This is a genomic window from Streptomyces kronopolitis (assembly GCF_014646275.1).
Classification (GTDB): domain Bacteria; phylum Actinomycetota; class Actinomycetes; order Streptomycetales; family Streptomycetaceae; genus Streptomyces; species Streptomyces kronopolitis.
The window spans coordinates 50,887-67,512 of the sequence record NZ_BMND01000030.1 but is presented as its reverse complement, the minus strand read 5'-3'; the positions used below and the strand labels follow the sequence as shown (position 1 = coordinate 67,512).

Here is a 16,626-nt window from a genome sequence, read left to right as displayed (position 1 = left end):
CTCCGGCGAGCCGCATACCGGACATCACCCCCCTGTCCCTTCCGCCCCTTCTGTCCGCCCCTACGTCACAGCCCCACACCAACTCCGTACCGGCGCCGCCGCAATCGTGCGCACGGCTCGAAGGGCCGCCGGGGCCGCTGTTAGCCTCACGGCACCTGACCCACGATCTAGGAGACGCACGTGCGCAAGGCAGCGCAGATCGCCGGGGCGGCCGCCATCGCCGCGATGCTGCTCAGCGGCTGCGGAAGCAGCGGCGACACCGGCAGCGACAGCAAGCCGAGCAAGGCGCCGCAGGATGCGCCGTCGACTCCGGGAAGCGCCGGCAAGTCCGCGGGCTCCGGCGCGGTCGAGGGGGCCTGGAAGTCCGGCTCGGCCAAGAAGCCGCTGGTCCTCGTGATCAGCCAGGGCACCGTCGCCTTCAGCAACGGGCACCAGGCCGCCTGCCTGGGCAAGGTCCAGGAGATGGGCGGGGTGGCGATGGCCGCCCTCAAGTGCACCGACGGCGACACCACCCGCACCATGGGCACCCTCAAGCCCGGCGCGGACGGCAAGAGCCTGACCGTCGACTGGAAGAACGGCCCCACCGAGAAGTTCGCCAAGGCCGAGGACGGCAGCGTGAAGATCCCGGACATGCCGCAGCTGCCGAGCCAGATGCCCAAGAGCTGACCCGCGCGCCGCACGGCGACGGCCGCCGCCCGGAGCCCCCCGAGGGTTCCGGACGGCGGCCGTCGCCGTGCCGCCGGGCCGTCGCGCTCAGCGCACGAAGACCGAGGCCTGCCCCGCCAGATCGAGGAAGTACTGCGGCGCCAGGCCGAGCACCAGGGTGGCGGTCACGCCGATGGCGATGGCGGTGGTCGTCAGCGGGCTGGGCACCGCGACCGTCGGGCCGTCCGCCTTCGGCTCGTTGAAGAACATCAGCACGATGACGCGGATGTAGAAGAACGCGGCGATGGCGGAGGAGAGCACACCGACCACCACCAGCCAGCCCGCGCCGCTCTGTGCCGCCGCCTTGAAGACCGCGAACTTTCCGGCGAACCCGGAGGTCAGCGGGATGCCCGCGAAGGCCAGCAGGAACACCGCGAAGACCGCGGCCACCAGCGGTGAACGCCGCCCGAGCCCGGCCCACTTGGACAGCGCGGTGGCCTCCCCGCCGGCGTCCCGCACCAGGGTGACCACGGCGAAGGCGCCGAGCGTCACGAAGGAGTAGGCGCCGAGGTAGAAGAGCACCGAGGAGACGCCGTCCTCGCTGGTGGCGACGACACCGGCGAGGAGGAAGCCGGCATGCGCGATGGAGGAGTACGCCAGCAGCCGCTTGATGTCGGTCTGGGTGATGGCGACGATCGCCCCGCCCAGCATCGTGAGGATCGCGACGCCCCACATCACCGGCCGCCAGTCCCAGCGCAGGCCCGGCAGGACGACGTACAGCAGGCGCAGCAGCGCGCCGAAGGCGGCGACCTTGGTGGCGGCCGCCATGAATCCGGTGACCGGGGTCGGGGCGCCCTGGTAGACGTCCGGGGTCCACATGTGGAACGGGACAGCGCCGACCTTGAACAGCAGCCCCATCAGCACCAGCGCCGCACCGATCAGCAGCAGGGCGTCATTGCCCATCGTGCCGGCCAGCGCCGGATCGATCTGCTTGGCGCCGTCCGAGACCACCTCGGCGATCCCGGCGTAGGTGACGGTGCCCGCGTAGCCGTAGAGCAGAGCCACGCCGAACAGCAGGAAGGCCGAGGAGAAGGCGCCGAGGAGGAAGTACTTCACCGCGGCCTCCTGCGACAGCAGCCGCTGGCGGCGGGCCAGCGCACACAGCAGGTACAGCGGGAGGGAGAAGACCTCCAGCGCGATGAAGAGCGTCAGCAGGTCGCTGGCCGCCGGGAAGATCAGCATGCCGCCGACCGCGAAGAGCAGGATCGGGAAGACCTCGGTGGTGGTGAACCCGGCCTTGACCGCGGCCTGTTCGGCCGCGCTGCCGGGGACGGCCGCGGGCTGTGCGGCGAAGGAGTCCACGCGCCCCCAGGCTCGCCCCTTCGTCCGGGCCGGGGACGCGCCCTCGCCGTGCGCCGCGGGTTCGAGCCGGCGCTCGGCGAAGGTGAAGACGGCGATCAGCGACACCAGCAGGATCGTGCCCTGGAGGAACAGCGCGGGACCGTCGACGGCGACGGCGCCCATCGCGGCGATGTGCGCCTTGGACGAGCCGAAGCCGCCGGCCGCCAGGCCGATCACCGCGGCGAACGCGGCGGCCAGCGCCACCAGCGACAGCAGCAGCTGGGAGTAGTAGCGGTGGCGGCGCGGGACCAGCGCCTCGATCAGGATGCCGATCACCGCCGCGCCGAGGACGATCAGCGTCGGCGACAGCTCGGCGTACTCGATGTGCGGCGCCGGGATCTTGCCCGGCGCACCGGCCGCCACCGTCCACAGGCTGTGGACACTTGCCACGGGACTCACTTCGCGGCCTCCACGTCTTGTTCACGCACGGCGTGGCCGTGCCGGCCTCCGCCGGGCACGGCGTCCACCTGCACAGTGGGCTTGGGATCCTTCTTGTCCACGACGGACAGGGTGTGGTCGACCGCCGGGTTGACCAGGTCGGTCAGCGGCTTGGGGTACACCCCGAGGAAGAGCAGCAGCGCGATCAGCGGCGCCACCACGACCAGCTCCCGCACCCGGAGGTCGGGCAGGCCGCTCACCTGGGGCTTCACCGGCCCGGTCATCGTCCGCTGGTAGAGCACGAGGACGTACAGCGCGGCGAGCACGATGCCGAGAGTGGCGATGATGCCGATCACCGGATAGCGGCTGAACGTGCCCACCAGGACCAGGAATTCGCTGACGAACGGCGCCAGGCCGGGCAGCGAGAGGGTGGCCAGACCGCCGATGAGGAAGGTGCCGGCGAGGATCGGGGCGACCTTCTGCACGCCGCCGTAGTCCGCGATGAGCCGGGAGCCGCGGCGGCTGATCAGGAAGCCGGCCACCAGCATCAGCGCGGCGGTCGAGATGCCGTGGTTGACCATGTAGAGCGTCGCGCCGCCCTGGCCCTGGGAGGTCATCGCGAAGATGCCCAGGATGATGAAGCCGAAGTGCGAGATCGAGGCGTAGGCGATCAGGCGCTTGATGTCCCGCTGGGCGACCGCCAGCAGCGCGCCGTAGAGCACGCTGATCAGCGCGAGCACCAGGATGACGGGCGTCGCCCAGCTGCTGGCCTCGGGGAAGAGCTGGAGGCAGAAGCGGAGCATCGCGAAGGTGCCGACCTTGTCGACGACCGCGGTGATGAGCACCGCGACCGGTGAGGTGGACTCGCCCATGGCGCCCGGCAGCCAGGTGTGCAGCGGCCACAGCGGTGCCTTCACCGCGAAGGCGAAGAAGAAGCCGAGGAAGAGCAGCCGCTCGGTGCCGGTGCCGATGTGCAGCCGGCCGGCCGCCCGGGCCTCGACGATCTGCTGGAGCGAGAAGGTGCCGCTGCCGAGCTGGTCGGCGGTGACGGCGTAGAGCCCGATCACCGCGGCCAGCATGATCAGTCCGCCGGCGAGGTTGTAGAGCAGGAACTTCACCGCGGCGTTCGACCGCCGGCGCGCGGCCCCGTCCTCGTCCTCGCCGCCGGCCCGGTCCCCGAAGCCGCCGATGAGGAAGTACATCGGGATCAGCATGGCTTCGAAGAAGAGGTAGAAGACGAAGACGTCGGTGGCCTCGAAGGAGATGACCACCATCGCCTCGACGGCCAGGATCAGCGCGAAGAAGCCCTGGGTGGGCCGCCAGCGCCGGTTGGGCGCGGCCTCTTCCAGGGGGTCGGCGTCATGCCAGCCGGCCAGGATGATGAAGGGGATCAGCAGGGTGGTCAAGGCGATCAGGGCGACCGCGATGCCGTCCACGCCGAGTGCGTAGCGGACGCCGAAGTCGCTGATCCAGGCGTGCGATTCGGTGAACTGGTAGGGGCTCTTGGAACCGGGGTCGAAGCGGAACGCGACCACGAGCGCCAGCGCGAAGGTGACCACCGATACCAGCAGCGCGAGCCACTTGGCCGCGGTGCGCCGGGCGGCGGGCAGCGCGGCGGTGGCGACCGCACCGGCCGCCGGCACCGCGGCCACCACCGTCAGCAGGGGAAACGACATGGCTCAGACACCCCTCATCAGCAGGGTCGCGGCGACGAGAACGGCGGCGCCGCCCAGCATCTGGACCGCGTAGGAACGCACGAACCCGGTCTGCAACTGCCGCAGCAGCCCGGAGAGTCCGCCCATCGCGGCCGCCGTGCCGTTGACCGCGCCGTCCACCACGGAGCGGTCGAGCTGGACGAGGGTGCCGGTGAGCTCCTGGCCACCGCGGACGAACACGACGTGGTTGAAGTCGTCCTGGAGCAGATCGCGGCGGGCCGCCCGGGTCAGCAGCGAACCGCGCGGGGCGAGCGCCGGGACGGGCTTGCGGCCGTACATCCCCCAGGCGATGCCGACCCCGATGACCAGCACCACCATCGTGGCGGCGGTGACCGTGGTGGCGCTGACCGGGGAGTGGCCGTGGGCGAACGAGGTGACCGGCTCCAGCCACTTCACGAACGCCTCGTTGATGCTGAACAGCCCGCCGGCGAAGACCGACCCGAAGGCGAGCACGATCATCGGCAGCGTCATGACCTTGGGCGACTCGTGCGGATGCACCTCGGCCGGGTCCCAGCGCTTCTCGCCGAAGAAGGTCATCAGCATCACCCGGGTCATGTAGAAGGCGGTGATCGCGGCGCCGAGGAGGGCCGCGCCGCCGAGGATCCAGCCCTCGGTGCCGCCCCGGGCGAACGCCGCCTCGATGATCTTGTCCTTGGAGAAGAAGCCGGACAGCCCGGGGAAGCCGATGATCGCCAGATAGCCGAGGCCGAAGGTGATGAAGGTGACCGGCATGTACTTCCGCAGACCGCCGTAGCGGCGCATGTCCACCTCGTCGTTCATGCCGTGCATCACGGAACCGGCGCCGAGGAAGAGGCCCGCCTTGAAGAAGCCGTGGGTGACCAGATGCATGATCGCGAAGGCGTAGCCGATCGGGCCGAGCCCGGCGGCCAGGATCATGTATCCGATCTGCGACATCGTCGAGCCGGCCAGCGCCTTCTTGATGTCGTCCTTGGCGCAACCGACGATCGCACCGAAGAGAAGGGTGACCGCGCCCACCACGACGACCGCCAGCTGGGCGGTCGGCGCGGCATTGAAGATCGCCCCGGAGCGGGTGATCAGATACACGCCGGCGGTGACCATCGTGGCGGCGTGGATCAGGGCCGAGACCGGGGTCGGGCCCTCCATCGCGTCACCGAGCCAGGACTGCAGCGGCACCTGTGCCGACTTGCCGCAGGCCCCCAGCAGCAACAGCAGCCCCAGGGCGGTCAGCGTGCCCTGGCCGGCGCGGTCGGTGGCGGCGAACACCGGGCCGAAGGCGAAGGTCCCGAACGTCGTGAACATCAGCATGATCGCGATGGACAGGCCCATGTCGCCGACGCGGTTGACCAGGAAGGCCTTCTTGGCGGCGGTGGCCGCGCTGGGCTTGTGCTGCCAGAAGCCGATGAGGAGGTACGAGGCGAGGCCGACGCCCTCCCATCCGGCGTACAGCAGCAGGTAGTTGTCGGCGAGGACGAGCAGCAGCATCGCCGCGAGGAAGAGGTTGAGGTAGCCGAAGAAGCGGCGGCGCCGCTCGTCGTGCTCCATGTAGCCGATCGAGTAGATGTGGATCAGCGATCCGACACCCGTGATCAGCAGGACGAAGGTCATCGACAGCTGGTCGAGCTGGAAGGCGATGTCGGCGCGGAAGCCGCCGACCGGGATCCAGGTGAACAGCTGCTGATGCAGGGCACGGTCCCCGGCCCCCTTGCCGAGCATGTCGGCGAAGAGCACCACCCCGAGGGCGAACGACGCCACCGAGAACAGCGTGCCGATCAGGTGGCCGGTGCGGTCGAGGCGCTTGCCGCCGCACAGCAGCAGGGCCGCACCGACCAGCGGTGCCGCGACAAGCAGCGCGATCAAGTTCTCCACTTTGTGCGACCCCTTACAGCTTCATCAGGCTGGCGTCGTCGACCGAGGCCGTATGGCGGGTGCGGAAGATCGACACGATGATGGCCAGGCCGACCACGACCTCGGCCGCCGCGACGACCATGGTGAAGAAGGCGATGATCTGGCCGTCCAGATTCCCGTGCATCCGCGAGAAGGTGACGAAGGCGAGGTTGCAGGCGTTGAGCATCAGCTCGATGCACATGAACACCACGATGGCGTTCCGCCTGATCAGCACCCCGGCCGCGCCGATGGTGAACAACAGGGCGGCGAGATAGAGGTAGTAGACCGGGTTCATTTCTTGGCCCCCTCCTTGTGCTCCCTCGGCGCCGGCCCGCCGGGCGGCGGCTCCGCTGCCTCGTCCCCGGTGCTCCGGCCCAGCCAGTCCTCGGAACGCCGCTCCAGCGCCTTGAGTTCGGCGAGCGACTCACCGGAGACATCGCGGACCTGGCCCCGCTCGCGCAGCGTCGGGCTGACGCTCAGCTCGGCGGTGGTGCCGTCCGGCAGCAGGCCCGGGATATCGACGGCGTTGTGCCGGGCGTAGACACCCGGGGCGGGCAGCGGCGGCACCTGCTTGCCCTCGCGCACCCGCGCCTCGGACTGCTCACGCTGCGTCCTGGCGCGCTCCGTGCGCTCGCGGTGGGTGAGCACCATCGCGCCGACGGCCGCCGTGATCAGCAGGGCGCCGGTGATCTCGAAGGCGAAGACGTACTTGGTGAAGATGAGCGCCGCCAGGCCCTGCACATTGCCGCCGGCGTTGGCCTCGCCCAGGCCGTTGAACTCCTTGAGCGAGGCATTGCCGATGCCGGCGATCAGCAGGACGCCGAAGCCGATGCCCAGGCCTGCGGCGAGCCACCGCTGGCCCTTGAGCGTCTCCTTGAGGGAGTCCGCGGCCGTGACGCCGACGAGCATGACGACGAACAGGAACAGCATCATGATCGCGCCGGTGTAGACGACGATCTGGACGACGCCGAGGAAGTACGCGCCGTTGGCGAGGTAGAAGACCGCCAGGACGATCATGGTCCCGGCGAGCGAGAGGGCGCTGTGCACCGCCCGCCTCATCAGGATCGTGCACAGCGCGCCGGCGACGGCGACGGTGCCCAGGATCCAGAACTGCACGGCCTCGCCCGTGGAGGTCAGGGAGGACGCGGCGGCCAGCGCGGTCATGCCGTCTCCCCCTTGTCCTCGGACTCCGGCGTCTCGCCCTTGGAGTGCGCGACCTGGCGGACCGCACCCGGCGCGGCCTCGGTCACCAGGCCCTTGTAGTAGTCCTTCTCCGTCATGCCGGGGAAGATCGCGTGCGGGGTGTCGACCATCGTGTCCTCCAGGCCCGCGAGCAGCTCCTCCTTGGTGTAGATGAGGGAGGCGCGGGACCGGTCGGCGAGTTCGTACTCGTTGGTCATGGTCAGTGCGCGGGTCGGGCAGGCCTCGACGCACAGGCCGCACAGGATGCAGCGCAGATAGTTGATCTGGTAGACGCGGCCGTAGCGCTCGCCCGGGGAGTAGCGCTCCTCGTCGGTGTTGTCCGCGCCCTCGACGTAGATCGCGTCCGCCGGGCAGGCCCAGGCGCACAGCTCGCAGCCGATGCACTTCTCCAGCCCGTCCGGATGGCGGTTGAGCTGGTGGCGGCCATGGAAGCGCGGCGCCGTCGGCTTCTTCTCCTCCGGATACTGCTCGGTCAGCCGCTTCTTGAACATGGCCTTGAAGGTCACGCCGAAGCCGGCCACGGGGTTCTGGAACTCAGGCACCGTCGCCCCCCTTTCCGTCGTGTGCGTTGTCGTCACTGACAGTGTCCACCCGACCACTGACAATCAACTCCCGGTCACCGCGCGGCCGTCGGCGGGGCACCGGTGGCAGCTCCTGCCCCGGCAGCGGCGGGACCGGGAACCCGCCGGCCATCGGGTCGAAGGCCTCGTCGCCGTCGGTCTCCTCGGTTGCCTCGCCGCGCCGGAAGAAGTCGACGAGCAGGGAGATCAGCAGCAGCGCGACGGCGCCGCCGGCGACGTACAGCACGATCTGCGAGAAGTTGTAGCCCTCGTTCTTCAGCGCCCGGACCGTGGCGACCAGCATCAGCCAGACCAGCGAGACCGGGATGAGGACCTTCCAGCCCAGCTTCATGAACTGGTCGTAGCGCACCCGGGGAAGGGTGCCGCGCAGCCAGATGAAGAAGAACAGCAGCAGCTGCACCTTGAGGGTGAACCAGAGCAGCGGCCACCAGCCGTGGTTGGCCCCCTCCCAGAAGGTGGAGATGGGCCACGGAGCCCGCCAGCCGCCCAGGAAGAGGGTGATCGCGACCGCCGAGACGGTGACCATGTTGACGTACTCGGCGAGCATGAACATCGCGAACTTGATCGACGAGTACTCGGTGTTGAAGCCGCCGACGAGGTCGCCCTCGGACTCCGGCATGTCGAACGGCGCGCGGTTGGTCTCGCCCACCATCGCAACGATGTAGATGATGAAGGACACCGGCAGCAGCAGGACGTACCAGCGGTTGTGCTGGGACTCCACGATGGTCGACGTCGACATCGACCCGGAGTAGAGGAACACCGCCGCGAACGACATCCCCATCGCGATCTCGTACGAGATCATCTGCGCGCACGAGCGCAGCCCGCCCAGCAGCGGATAGGTCGAGCCGGAGGACCAGCCGGCCAGCACGATGCCGTAGATGCCGACCGAGGCCGTGGCCAGGATGTAGAGGATGCCGATCGGCAGGTCGGTCAGCTGCATCGGGGTGCGGACCCCGAAGATCGAGATCTCGTTGCCCGCCGGGCCGAAGGGGATCACCGCGATCGCCATGAAGGCCGGGATGGCCGCCACGACCGGCGCGAGGATGTAGACCACCTTGTCGGCCCGCTTGACGACCAGGTCCTCCTTCAGCATCAGCTTGATGCCGTCGGCGAGGGACTGGAGCATGCCCCAGGGGCCGTGCCGGTTGGGGCCGATGCGCAGCTGCATCCAGGCGACGACCTTGCGTTCCCAGACGATCGAGAACAGCACCGTCAGCATCAGGAAGGCGAAGCAGAAGACCGCCTTGATGACGACGAGCCACCACGGGTCGTGGCCGAACATCGACAGGTCTTCCCGGGCCAGCGCGCTGCCGGCGGCGAGTTGATCGAGCTGCTGCATCATGCGTCCACCTCCTCGGCCGGCTCCGGCAGGCCCGGGGCGGCGGAGATCTTGACCAGGTCACCGGGGAGCGCCCCGATATCGGCGGCGACGCCACCGCCCGTGGAATTCAGCGGCAGCCACACCACCCGGTCGGGCATCGGCGTGACCTGGAGCGGCAGGTGCACCGCACCGGCCGGCCCGGTCACCGCCAGCAGGCCGCCGTCCTTGACCCCGGTCTCCTGCGCGGTGGTCGCCGACAGCCGGGCGAGCGCGGCATGGCGGGTACCGGCCAGCGCCTCGTCGCCCTCCTGGAGCACCCCCTGGTCCAGCAGGAGCCGGTGGCCGGCGAGGACGGCCTCGCCGCCGTCCGGCCGGGGCAGTGCCCGCGCGCTCTCCGCCGGCTCCCCGGCGTACGGGCCGTCCCAGCCGCCCAGCCGGTCCAGTTCGCGCCGCACGGAGCGGAGGTCCGGCAGCCCCAGATGGACGTCCATGGCGTCGGCGAGCATATCCAGCACCCGGGCGTCGGGCTGCGACTGCCGCCGGGCCATCTGGTCCGGCTTGACGGCCGCCTCGAACAGCCGGGCCCGGCCCTCCCAGTTGAGGAACGTGCCGGACTTCTCCACGACGGCCGCCACCGGCAGCACCACATCCGCCCGGTCGGTGACCTGCGAGGGCCGCAGCTCCAGGCTGACCAGGAAGCCGACCTCGTCCAGGGCGGTCAGCGCCCGGGCCGGGTCCGGCAGGTCGGCGACCTCGACACCGCCGACCAGCAGCGCGCCGAGCTCCCCGGTCGCCGCGGCCTCGATGATCTGGCCGGTGTCCCGGCCGTGCCGGTGCGGCAGCGCGGCCACGCCCCAGGCAGCGGCGACCTCGTCGCGGGCCCGCGGGTCGGTGGCCGGCCGGCCACCGGGCAGCAGACCGGGCAGCGCACCGGCCTCGACGGCGCCGCGTTCACCGGCCCGCCGCGGGATCCACACCAGGTGGGCGCCGGTGGCGGCGGCGGCACGGAGGGCGGCGGTCAGCGCGCCGGGCACCGACGCCAGCCGCTCGCCGACGACGATCACCGCGCCGTCCGCGCGCAGCGCCTCGGCCGCGGCCCGCCCCTCGCCCTCCAGTCCGGCCCCGCCCGCGAGTCCCTCCCGGGAGAGCGCGGTCAGCCACTCGGTCTCGGTGCCGGGCGCGGCCGGCAGCAGCGTGCCGCCGGCCTTGATCAGGCCGCGGGAGGCGTAGCTCGCCAGCCCGAAGGTGCGCTGTCCGCTCTTGCGGTGGGCCTTGCGCAGCCGCAGGAAGACGCCGGGGGCCTCCTCCTCGGCCTCGATGCCGGCCAGCAGGACGGCCGGTGCCTGCTCCAGCGTGGTGTAGGTGACGCCCGGCCCGCGGCGCCCGTCGTCCAGGTCGCGGCCGCGGCCTGCGACCCGGGAGGCCAGGAAGTCCGCCTCCTCGGCGCTGTGCGCCCGGGCCCGGAAGTCGACGTCGTGGGTGTCCAGCGCGACCCGCGCGAACTTGGCGTAGGCGTAGGCGTCCTCGACGGTCAGCCGGCCGCCGGTCAGCACGCCGGTGTGGCCCCGGGCCGCCGACAGCCCGCGGGCCGCCGCCTCCAGGGCGGCCGGCCAGCTCGCCGGCTCCAGTTCACCGGACTCCCGGTTGCGCACCAGGGGCTGCTCCAGCCGGTCGCGCTGCTGGGCGTAGCGGAAGGCGAACCGCCCCTTGTCGCAGAGCCACTCCTCGTTGACCTCGGGGTCGTTGGCCGCCAGCCGCCGCAGGACCTTGCCGCGCCGGTGGTCGGTGCGCGTCGCGCAGCCGCCCGCGCAGTGTTCGCACACCGACGGCGAGGAGACCAGGTCGAAGGGGCGGGAACGGAAGCGGTACGCGGCGGAGGTGAGCGCGCCGACCGGGCAGATCTGGATGGTGTTGCCGGAGAAGTACGACTGGAAGGGGTCGCCCTCCCCCGTACCGACCTGCTGGAGCGCGCCCCGCTCGACCAGCTCGATCATCGGGTCGCCGGCGATCTGGTTGCTGAAGCGGGTGCAGCGCGCGCACAGCACGCACCGCTCGCGGTCCAGCAGCACCTGCGTGGAGATCGGCACCGGCTTGGCGAAGGTGCGCTTCTTGCCCTCGAAGCGCGACTCCGGGTCGCCGACCTGCATGGCCTGGTTCTGCAGCGGGCACTCGCCGCCCTTGTCGCAGACCGGGCAGTCCAGCGGGTGGTTGATCAGCAGCAGCTCCATCACGCCGCGCTGCGCCTTCTCCGCCACCGGCGAGGTCAGCTGCGAGCGGACCACCATGCCGTCGGTGCAGGTGATGGTGCAGGAGGCCATCGGCTTGCGCTGGCCCTCGACCTCGACGATGCACTGCCGGCAGGCGCCCGCCGGGTCCAGCAGCGGGTGGTCGCAGAAGCGCGGGATCTCGATGCCGAGGAGTTCGGCGGCACGGATGACCAGCGTCCCCTTGGGGACGGAGATCTCGATGCCGTCGATCGTCAGGGTGACGAGGTCCTCCGGCGGGATCGCCGCCTCGCCGCCCCCCGAGGGAGCACGTGTGGTGACGGTCATGCGTTCACCCCCAGGTGAGCGTCGTTGTCGCCCCAGAGGGTCGACTTGGCGGGGTCGAAGGGGCAGCCCCGGCCGGTGATGTGCTGCTCGTACTCCTCGCGGAAGTACTTCAGCGAGGAGTAGATCGGCGAGGCGGCGCCGTCGCCGAGCGCGCAGAAGGACTTGCCGTTGATGTTGTCGGCGATGTCGTCGATCTTGTCGAGGTCGCCCATCGCGCCCTTGCCCGCCTCGATGTCCCTGAGCAACTGCACCAGCCAGTACGTGCCTTCGCGGCAGGGCGTGCACTTGCCGCAGGACTCGTGCGCGTAGAACTCGGTCCAGCGGGTGACCGCGCGGACCACGCAGGTGGTCTCGTCGAAGCACTGGAGCGCCTTGGTGCCGAGCATCGAGCCGGCCGCGCCGACGCCCTCGTAGTCGAGCGGGACGTCGAGGTGCTCGTCGGTGAACATCGGGGTCGAGGAGCCGCCCGGCGTCCAGAACTTCAGCCGGTGGCCGCGGCGCATCCCGCCGCTCATGTCCAGCAGCTGGCGCAGCGTGATGCCCAGCGGGGCCTCGTACTGGCCGGGGCGGGCGACGTGGCCGCTGAGCGAGTAGAGCGTGAAGCCCGGGGACTTCTCGGTGCCCATCGAACGGAACCAGTCCTTGCCCCGCAGCATGATGGCGGGAACCGAGGCGATGGACTCGACGTTGTTCACGACAGTGGGGCAGGCGTAGAGGCCCGCCACCGCCGGGAAGGGAGGACGCAGCCGGGGCTGTCCGCGACGGCCCTCCAGGGAGTCCAGCAGCGCGGTCTCCTCACCGCAGATGTACGCGCCGGCGCCCGCGTGCACGATCACGTCCAGGTCGAGCCCCGAGCCGAGGATGTTCTTCCCGAGGAAGCCCGCCGCGTAGGCCTCGCGCACGGCCTCGTGCAGCCGCCTCAGCACGGGGACGACCTCGCCGCGCAGATAGATGAAGGCGTGGTTCGACCGGATCGCATGGCAGGCGATCACGATGCCCTCGATGAGGGAGTGCGGGTTGGCGAAGAGGAGCGGGATGTCCTTGCAGGTCCCGGGCTCCGACTCGTCGGCGTTGACCACGAGGTAGTGCGGTTTGCCGTCGCCCTGCGGGATGAACTGCCACTTCATCCCGGTAGGGAAGCCGGCGCCGCCGCGGCCGCGCAGCCCGGAGTCCTTGACGTAGGCGATCACGTCGTCCGGGGCCATCGCGAGGGCCCTGCGCAGGCCGTCGTAGCCCTGGTGCCGGCGGTAGGTCTCCAGCGTCCAGGATTCGGGCTGGTCCCAGAAGGCGGACAGGACCGGTGCCAGGAGCTTTTCGGGGCTTGCCTCGCCGCCGGCCCCGGGCCGGGAGGCGCCCTCGTGCTCGGCTGCCACTGTCATCACTCCCCCTCCTCTGCTGCGGGCCCCGCCGGATGGTGCTCGTCGGAGGCCGAGGTCTCGTGCGGTGCGTCGTGCGAACTGGGGTGGCCAGGGGGCGCCTGGCCGTCGTCGTGGCCGGTGGCGGGCGCCTCGTCGGCGCCGGTCCGCGCGGTGCGGGGCGCGATGACGGTGTCGCCGCCGCGGCCCGGGGCGACCTCGCCCTTGGCCAGGCGCAGCCCGATCAGGGAGGCGGGCCCGGCGCCGCCGGTGGCCCGGACGGCTCCGGGCCGCTCGTCGGGGAAGCCCGCGAGCATCCGGGAGGTCTGCCGGAAGGTGCACAGCGGGGCGCCGCGGGTGGGCTCGACGCTCCGGCCGGCCCGCAGGTCGTCGACGAGCCGCCGGGCGGACTGCGGCGTCTGGTTGTCGAAGAACTCCCAGTTGACCATCACGACCGGCGCGAAGTCGCAGGCCGCGTTGCACTCGATGTGTTCGAGGGTGACCGCGCCGTCCTCGGTGGTCTCGCCGTTGCCGACGCCGAGATGCTCCTTGAGGTCCTCGAAGATGGCGTCGCCGCCCATCACCGCGCACAGGGTGTTGGTGCAGACCCCGACCTGATACTCACCGCTCGCCTTGCGGCGGTACATGGAGTAGAAGGTCGAGACCGCGGTGACCTCGGCGGTGGTCAGGTCCAGCAGCTCGGCGCAGAAGCGGATGCCGGTGCGGGTGACGTGCCCCTCCTCGGCCTGGACGAGGTGCAGCAGCGGCAGCAGCGCCGAGCGCGCGCCGGGGTAGCGGGCGATCACCTCCTTGGCGTCCGCCTCCAGCCGGGCCCGGACGTCCGCCGGGTAGTCGGGAGCGGGAAGCGCGGGCATTCCCAGCTGCACGTCGTGGTTCGCCTCGGTGGGGTTCACCGGTCGACGCCTCCCATCACGGGGTCGATGGACGCGACGGCGACGATGACGTCGGCGACCTGGCCGCCCTCGCACATCGCCGCCATGGCCTGGAGATTGGTGAAGGACGGGTCGCGGAAGTGCACCCGGTAGGGGCGGGTGCCGCCGTCGCTGACCGCGTGCACGCCCAGCTCGCCCTTGGGCGACTCGACGGCCGCGTACGTCTGCCCCGGCGGGACCCGGAAGCCCTCGGTCACCAGCTTGAAGTGGTGGATCAGGGCCTCCATCGAGGTGCCCATGATCTTCTTGATGTGGTCGAGGGAGTTGCCGAGGCCGTCCGGGCCGAGGGCCAGCTGGGCGGGCCAGGCGATCTTCTTGTCCGCGACCATCACCGGGCCGGGCGCCAGCCGGTCCAGGCACTGCTCGACGATCCGCAGCGACTGGCGCATCTCCTCCAGCCGGATGAGGAACCGGCCGTAGGAGTCGCAGGTGTCGGCGGTCGGCACCTCGAAGTCGTAGTCCTCGTAGCCGCAGTACGGCTGCGTCTTGCGCAGGTCGTGCGGCAGTCCGGCCGAGCGGACGATGGGACCGGTGGCGCCGGTGGCCATGCAGCCGGCCAGGTCGAGATAGCCGATGCCTTCCATCCGGCCCTTGAAGACGGGGTTGCCGGTGGCGAGCTTGTCGTACTCGCCGATGTTCTTCCGCATCTTCTTGACGAACTCGCGCACCTGGTCGACCGCCCCGGGCGGCAGGTCCTGGGCGAGGCCGCCGGGCCGGATGTACGCGTGGTTCATCCGCAGGCCGGTGATCAGCTCGTAGATGTCGAGGATGAGCTCGCGGTCGCGGAAGCCGTAGATCATGATCGTGGTGGCGCCCAGCTCCATCCCGCCGGTGGCGATGGCCACGAGATGGGAGGACATCCGGTTGAGCTCCATCAGCATCACGCGGATGACCGAGGCCCGGTCGGGGATGTCGGCGGTGATGCCGAGCAGCTTCTCCACGGCCAGGCAGTAGGCCGTCTCGTTGAAGAAGGGGGTGAGGTAATCCATCCTCGTGACGAAGGTGGTGCCCTGCGTCCAGGTCCGGAATTCGAGGTTCTTCTCGATGCCGGTGTGCAGATAGCCGATGCCGCAGCGGGCCTCGGTGACGGTCTCGCCGTCGATCTCCAGGATCAGCCGGAGCACGCCGTGGGTGGAGGGGTGCTGCGGCCCCATGTTGACGATGATCCGCTCGTCGTCGGACTTCACGGCGGCGGCCGCGATCTCGTCCCAGTCCCCGCCGGAGACGTTGTAGACGGTCCCCTCGGTGGTCTCCCGGGCGGGCGACGGCTCGGTGTCGAAGTCGCTCGCCGTGCGGGGGCCGTCCGAGGAGTGCGAGTGGGGTGCAGTAGTCATCAGCTGTACGACCTCCGCTGGTCGGGAGCCGGGATCCGGGCGCCCTTGTACTCGACGGGGATGCCGCCGAGCGGGTAGTCCTTGCGCTGCGGAAAGCCCTGCCAGTCGTCCGGCATCATGATCCGGGTGAGCGCGGGGTGGCCGTCGAAGACGATGCCGAAGAAGTCGTAGGTCTCGCGCTCGTGCCAGTCGTTGGTCGGATAGACGTCGACGAGCGAGGGCACGTGCGGGTCGGCGTCCGGCACGCCGACCTCCAGCCGGATCAGCCGGTTGTGGGTGATCGAGCGCAGGTGGTAGACGGCGTGCAGCTCGCGGCCCTTGTCCCCCGGGAAGTGCACCCCGCTCACGCCCGTGCACAGCTCGAAGCGCAGCGCCGGGTCGTCGCGCAGGATCCGGGCGACCGCCGGCAGCGCGCCGCGCTCGATGTGGAAGGTCAGCTCCGCGCGGTCGACGACGGTCTTCTCGATGACGTTCCCGGGGACCAGGCCCTGTTCGTCGAGGGCGCCCTCCAGTTCGTCGGCGATCTCGTCGAACTCGCCGTGGCCTTCCGTGCCGGCCGGTCCGCCGTAGGGCCGGCTGCTCTCGCCGGGCAGCCGCACAGTCCGTACGAGGCCGCCGTAGCCGGAGGTGTCGCCGCCGTTGTCGGCGCCGAACATCCCGCGGCGGGTGCCGATCACCTCGCCGGTGTCCTCGCGCTGCGCGGGCACGGCCTCTTCTTGACCGTCCCGGCCGTTCTCGCCGGAACCCCCGGGGTTCTTCTGCTCACTCACCGCAGCAGCCCCTTCATCTCGATCAGCGGGAGCGCCTTGAGCGCGGCTTCCTCCGCCTCCCGGGCGGCCTGCTCCTGGTTGACCCCGAGCTTGGTGTTCTGGATCTTCTGGTGCAGCTTGAGAATGGCGTCCATCAGCATCTCGGGACGCGGCGGGCAGCCCGGCAGATAGATGTCGACGGGCACGATGTGGTCGACGCCCTGCACGATCGCGTAGTTGTTGAACATGCCGCCCGACGAGGCGCAAACCCCCATGGAGATCACCCACTTCGGGTCCGGCATCTGGTCGTAGACCTGCCGCAGCACGGGCGCCATCTTCTGGCTCACCCGGCCGGCCACGATCATCAGATCCGCCTGCCGCGGCGAGCCGCGGAAGACCTCCATGCCGAAGCGGGCCAGGTCATAGCGCCCGGCGCCGGTCGTCATCATCTCGATGGCGCAGCAGGCCAGCCCGAAGGTCGCGGGGAAGACCGAGGATTTGCGCACCCAGCCCGCGGCCTGCTCGACAGTGGTCAGCAAAAAGCCGCTGGGCAGCTTCTCTTCCAGTCCCATG

At 70.6% G+C, this 16,626-nt stretch carries 14 protein-coding genes; 1 reads left to right on the top strand and 13 read right to left on the bottom strand.

All coding sequences use genetic code 11. The annotated features are described in order from the left end of the window. Nucleotides 1–180: 180 nt before the first annotated feature. Nucleotides 181–666, top strand: a complete 486-nt coding sequence (locus IEY78_RS26420; RefSeq protein WP_189102394.1) for a hypothetical protein — start codon at nt 181–183, stop codon at nt 664–666. Nucleotides 667–753: 87 nt separating this feature from the next. Here IEY78_RS26420 and nuoN read toward each other — a convergent pair whose 3' ends face one another. Genes nuoN through IEY78_RS26355 form a run of 13 tightly spaced genes read right to left on the bottom strand, consistent with a single transcriptional unit; the run spans nt 754 to nt 16,625 of the window. Beyond that, nucleotides 754–2,445, bottom strand: a complete 1,692-nt coding sequence (gene nuoN / locus IEY78_RS26415; RefSeq protein WP_189102392.1) for an NADH-quinone oxidoreductase subunit NuoN — start codon at nt 2,443–2,445, stop codon at nt 754–756. Then, nucleotides 2,442–4,100 (bottom strand): NADH-quinone oxidoreductase subunit M, encoded by a 1,659-nt coding sequence (locus IEY78_RS26410; RefSeq protein WP_189102390.1) that lies wholly within the window; start codon nt 4,098–4,100, stop codon nt 2,442–2,444. The genes nuoN and IEY78_RS26410 overlap by 4 nt, the downstream gene beginning before the upstream one ends. Nucleotides 4,101–4,103: 3 nt before the next feature. Continuing rightward, on the bottom strand, nt 4,104–5,987 hold the full coding sequence (nuoL, locus tag IEY78_RS26405) for an NADH-quinone oxidoreductase subunit L (protein ID WP_189102388.1): 1,884 nt from the start codon (nt 5,985–5,987) through the stop codon (nt 4,104–4,106). Nucleotides 5,988–6,000: 13 nt separating this feature from the next. Next, the gene (gene nuoK, locus IEY78_RS26400) at nt 6,001–6,300 is read right to left on the bottom strand and encodes an NADH-quinone oxidoreductase subunit NuoK (RefSeq protein WP_018090964.1); all 300 of its coding nucleotides are present in this window, start codon (nt 6,298–6,300) and stop codon (nt 6,001–6,003) included. Next, the gene (locus IEY78_RS26395; protein WP_189102386.1) at nt 6,297–7,169 is read right to left on the bottom strand and encodes an NADH-quinone oxidoreductase subunit J; all 873 of its coding nucleotides are present in this window, start codon (nt 7,167–7,169) and stop codon (nt 6,297–6,299) included. The genes nuoK and IEY78_RS26395 overlap by 4 nt, the downstream gene beginning before the upstream one ends. Continuing rightward, the gene (gene nuoI / locus IEY78_RS26390; protein ID WP_229700187.1) at nt 7,166–7,750 is read right to left on the bottom strand and encodes an NADH-quinone oxidoreductase subunit NuoI; all 585 of its coding nucleotides are present in this window, start codon (nt 7,748–7,750) and stop codon (nt 7,166–7,168) included. The genes IEY78_RS26395 and nuoI overlap by 4 nt, the downstream gene beginning before the upstream one ends. Then, nucleotides 7,743–9,128: an NADH-quinone oxidoreductase subunit NuoH gene (nuoH, locus tag IEY78_RS26385; RefSeq protein ID WP_189102426.1), complete on the bottom strand. Its 1,386-nt coding sequence runs from the start codon at nt 9,126–9,128 to the stop codon at nt 7,743–7,745. The genes nuoI and nuoH overlap by 8 nt, the downstream gene beginning before the upstream one ends. Then, a complete protein-coding gene (locus IEY78_RS26380) occupies nt 9,128–11,662 on the bottom strand; it encodes an NADH-quinone oxidoreductase subunit G (protein ID WP_189102382.1) in 2,535 nt (844 codons plus the stop codon). Before IEY78_RS26380 ends, nuoH begins: the two co-directional genes overlap by 1 nt. Beyond that, nucleotides 11,659–13,041: an NADH-quinone oxidoreductase subunit NuoF gene (gene nuoF / locus IEY78_RS26375; RefSeq protein ID WP_189102380.1), complete on the bottom strand. Its 1,383-nt coding sequence runs from the start codon at nt 13,039–13,041 to the stop codon at nt 11,659–11,661. Before nuoF ends, IEY78_RS26380 begins: the two co-directional genes overlap by 4 nt. After that, nucleotides 13,041–13,892 (bottom strand): NADH-quinone oxidoreductase subunit NuoE, encoded by an 852-nt coding sequence (gene nuoE / locus IEY78_RS26370; RefSeq protein WP_189102424.1) that lies wholly within the window; start codon nt 13,890–13,892, stop codon nt 13,041–13,043. The genes nuoF and nuoE overlap by 1 nt, the downstream gene beginning before the upstream one ends. A gap of 35 nt (nt 13,893–13,927) precedes the next feature. Continuing rightward, nucleotides 13,928–15,304: an NADH-quinone oxidoreductase subunit D gene (locus IEY78_RS26365; RefSeq protein WP_189102378.1), complete on the bottom strand. Its 1,377-nt coding sequence runs from the start codon at nt 15,302–15,304 to the stop codon at nt 13,928–13,930. Next, a complete protein-coding gene (locus IEY78_RS26360) occupies nt 15,304–16,074 on the bottom strand; it encodes an NADH-quinone oxidoreductase subunit C (protein WP_189102376.1) in 771 nt (256 codons plus the stop codon). Before IEY78_RS26360 ends, IEY78_RS26365 begins: the two co-directional genes overlap by 1 nt. Next, on the bottom strand, nt 16,071–16,625 hold the full coding sequence (locus IEY78_RS26355) for a NuoB/complex I 20 kDa subunit family protein (protein ID WP_189102374.1): 555 nt from the start codon (nt 16,623–16,625) through the stop codon (nt 16,071–16,073). The genes IEY78_RS26360 and IEY78_RS26355 overlap by 4 nt, the downstream gene beginning before the upstream one ends. Nucleotide 16,626: the final 1 nt, after the last annotated feature.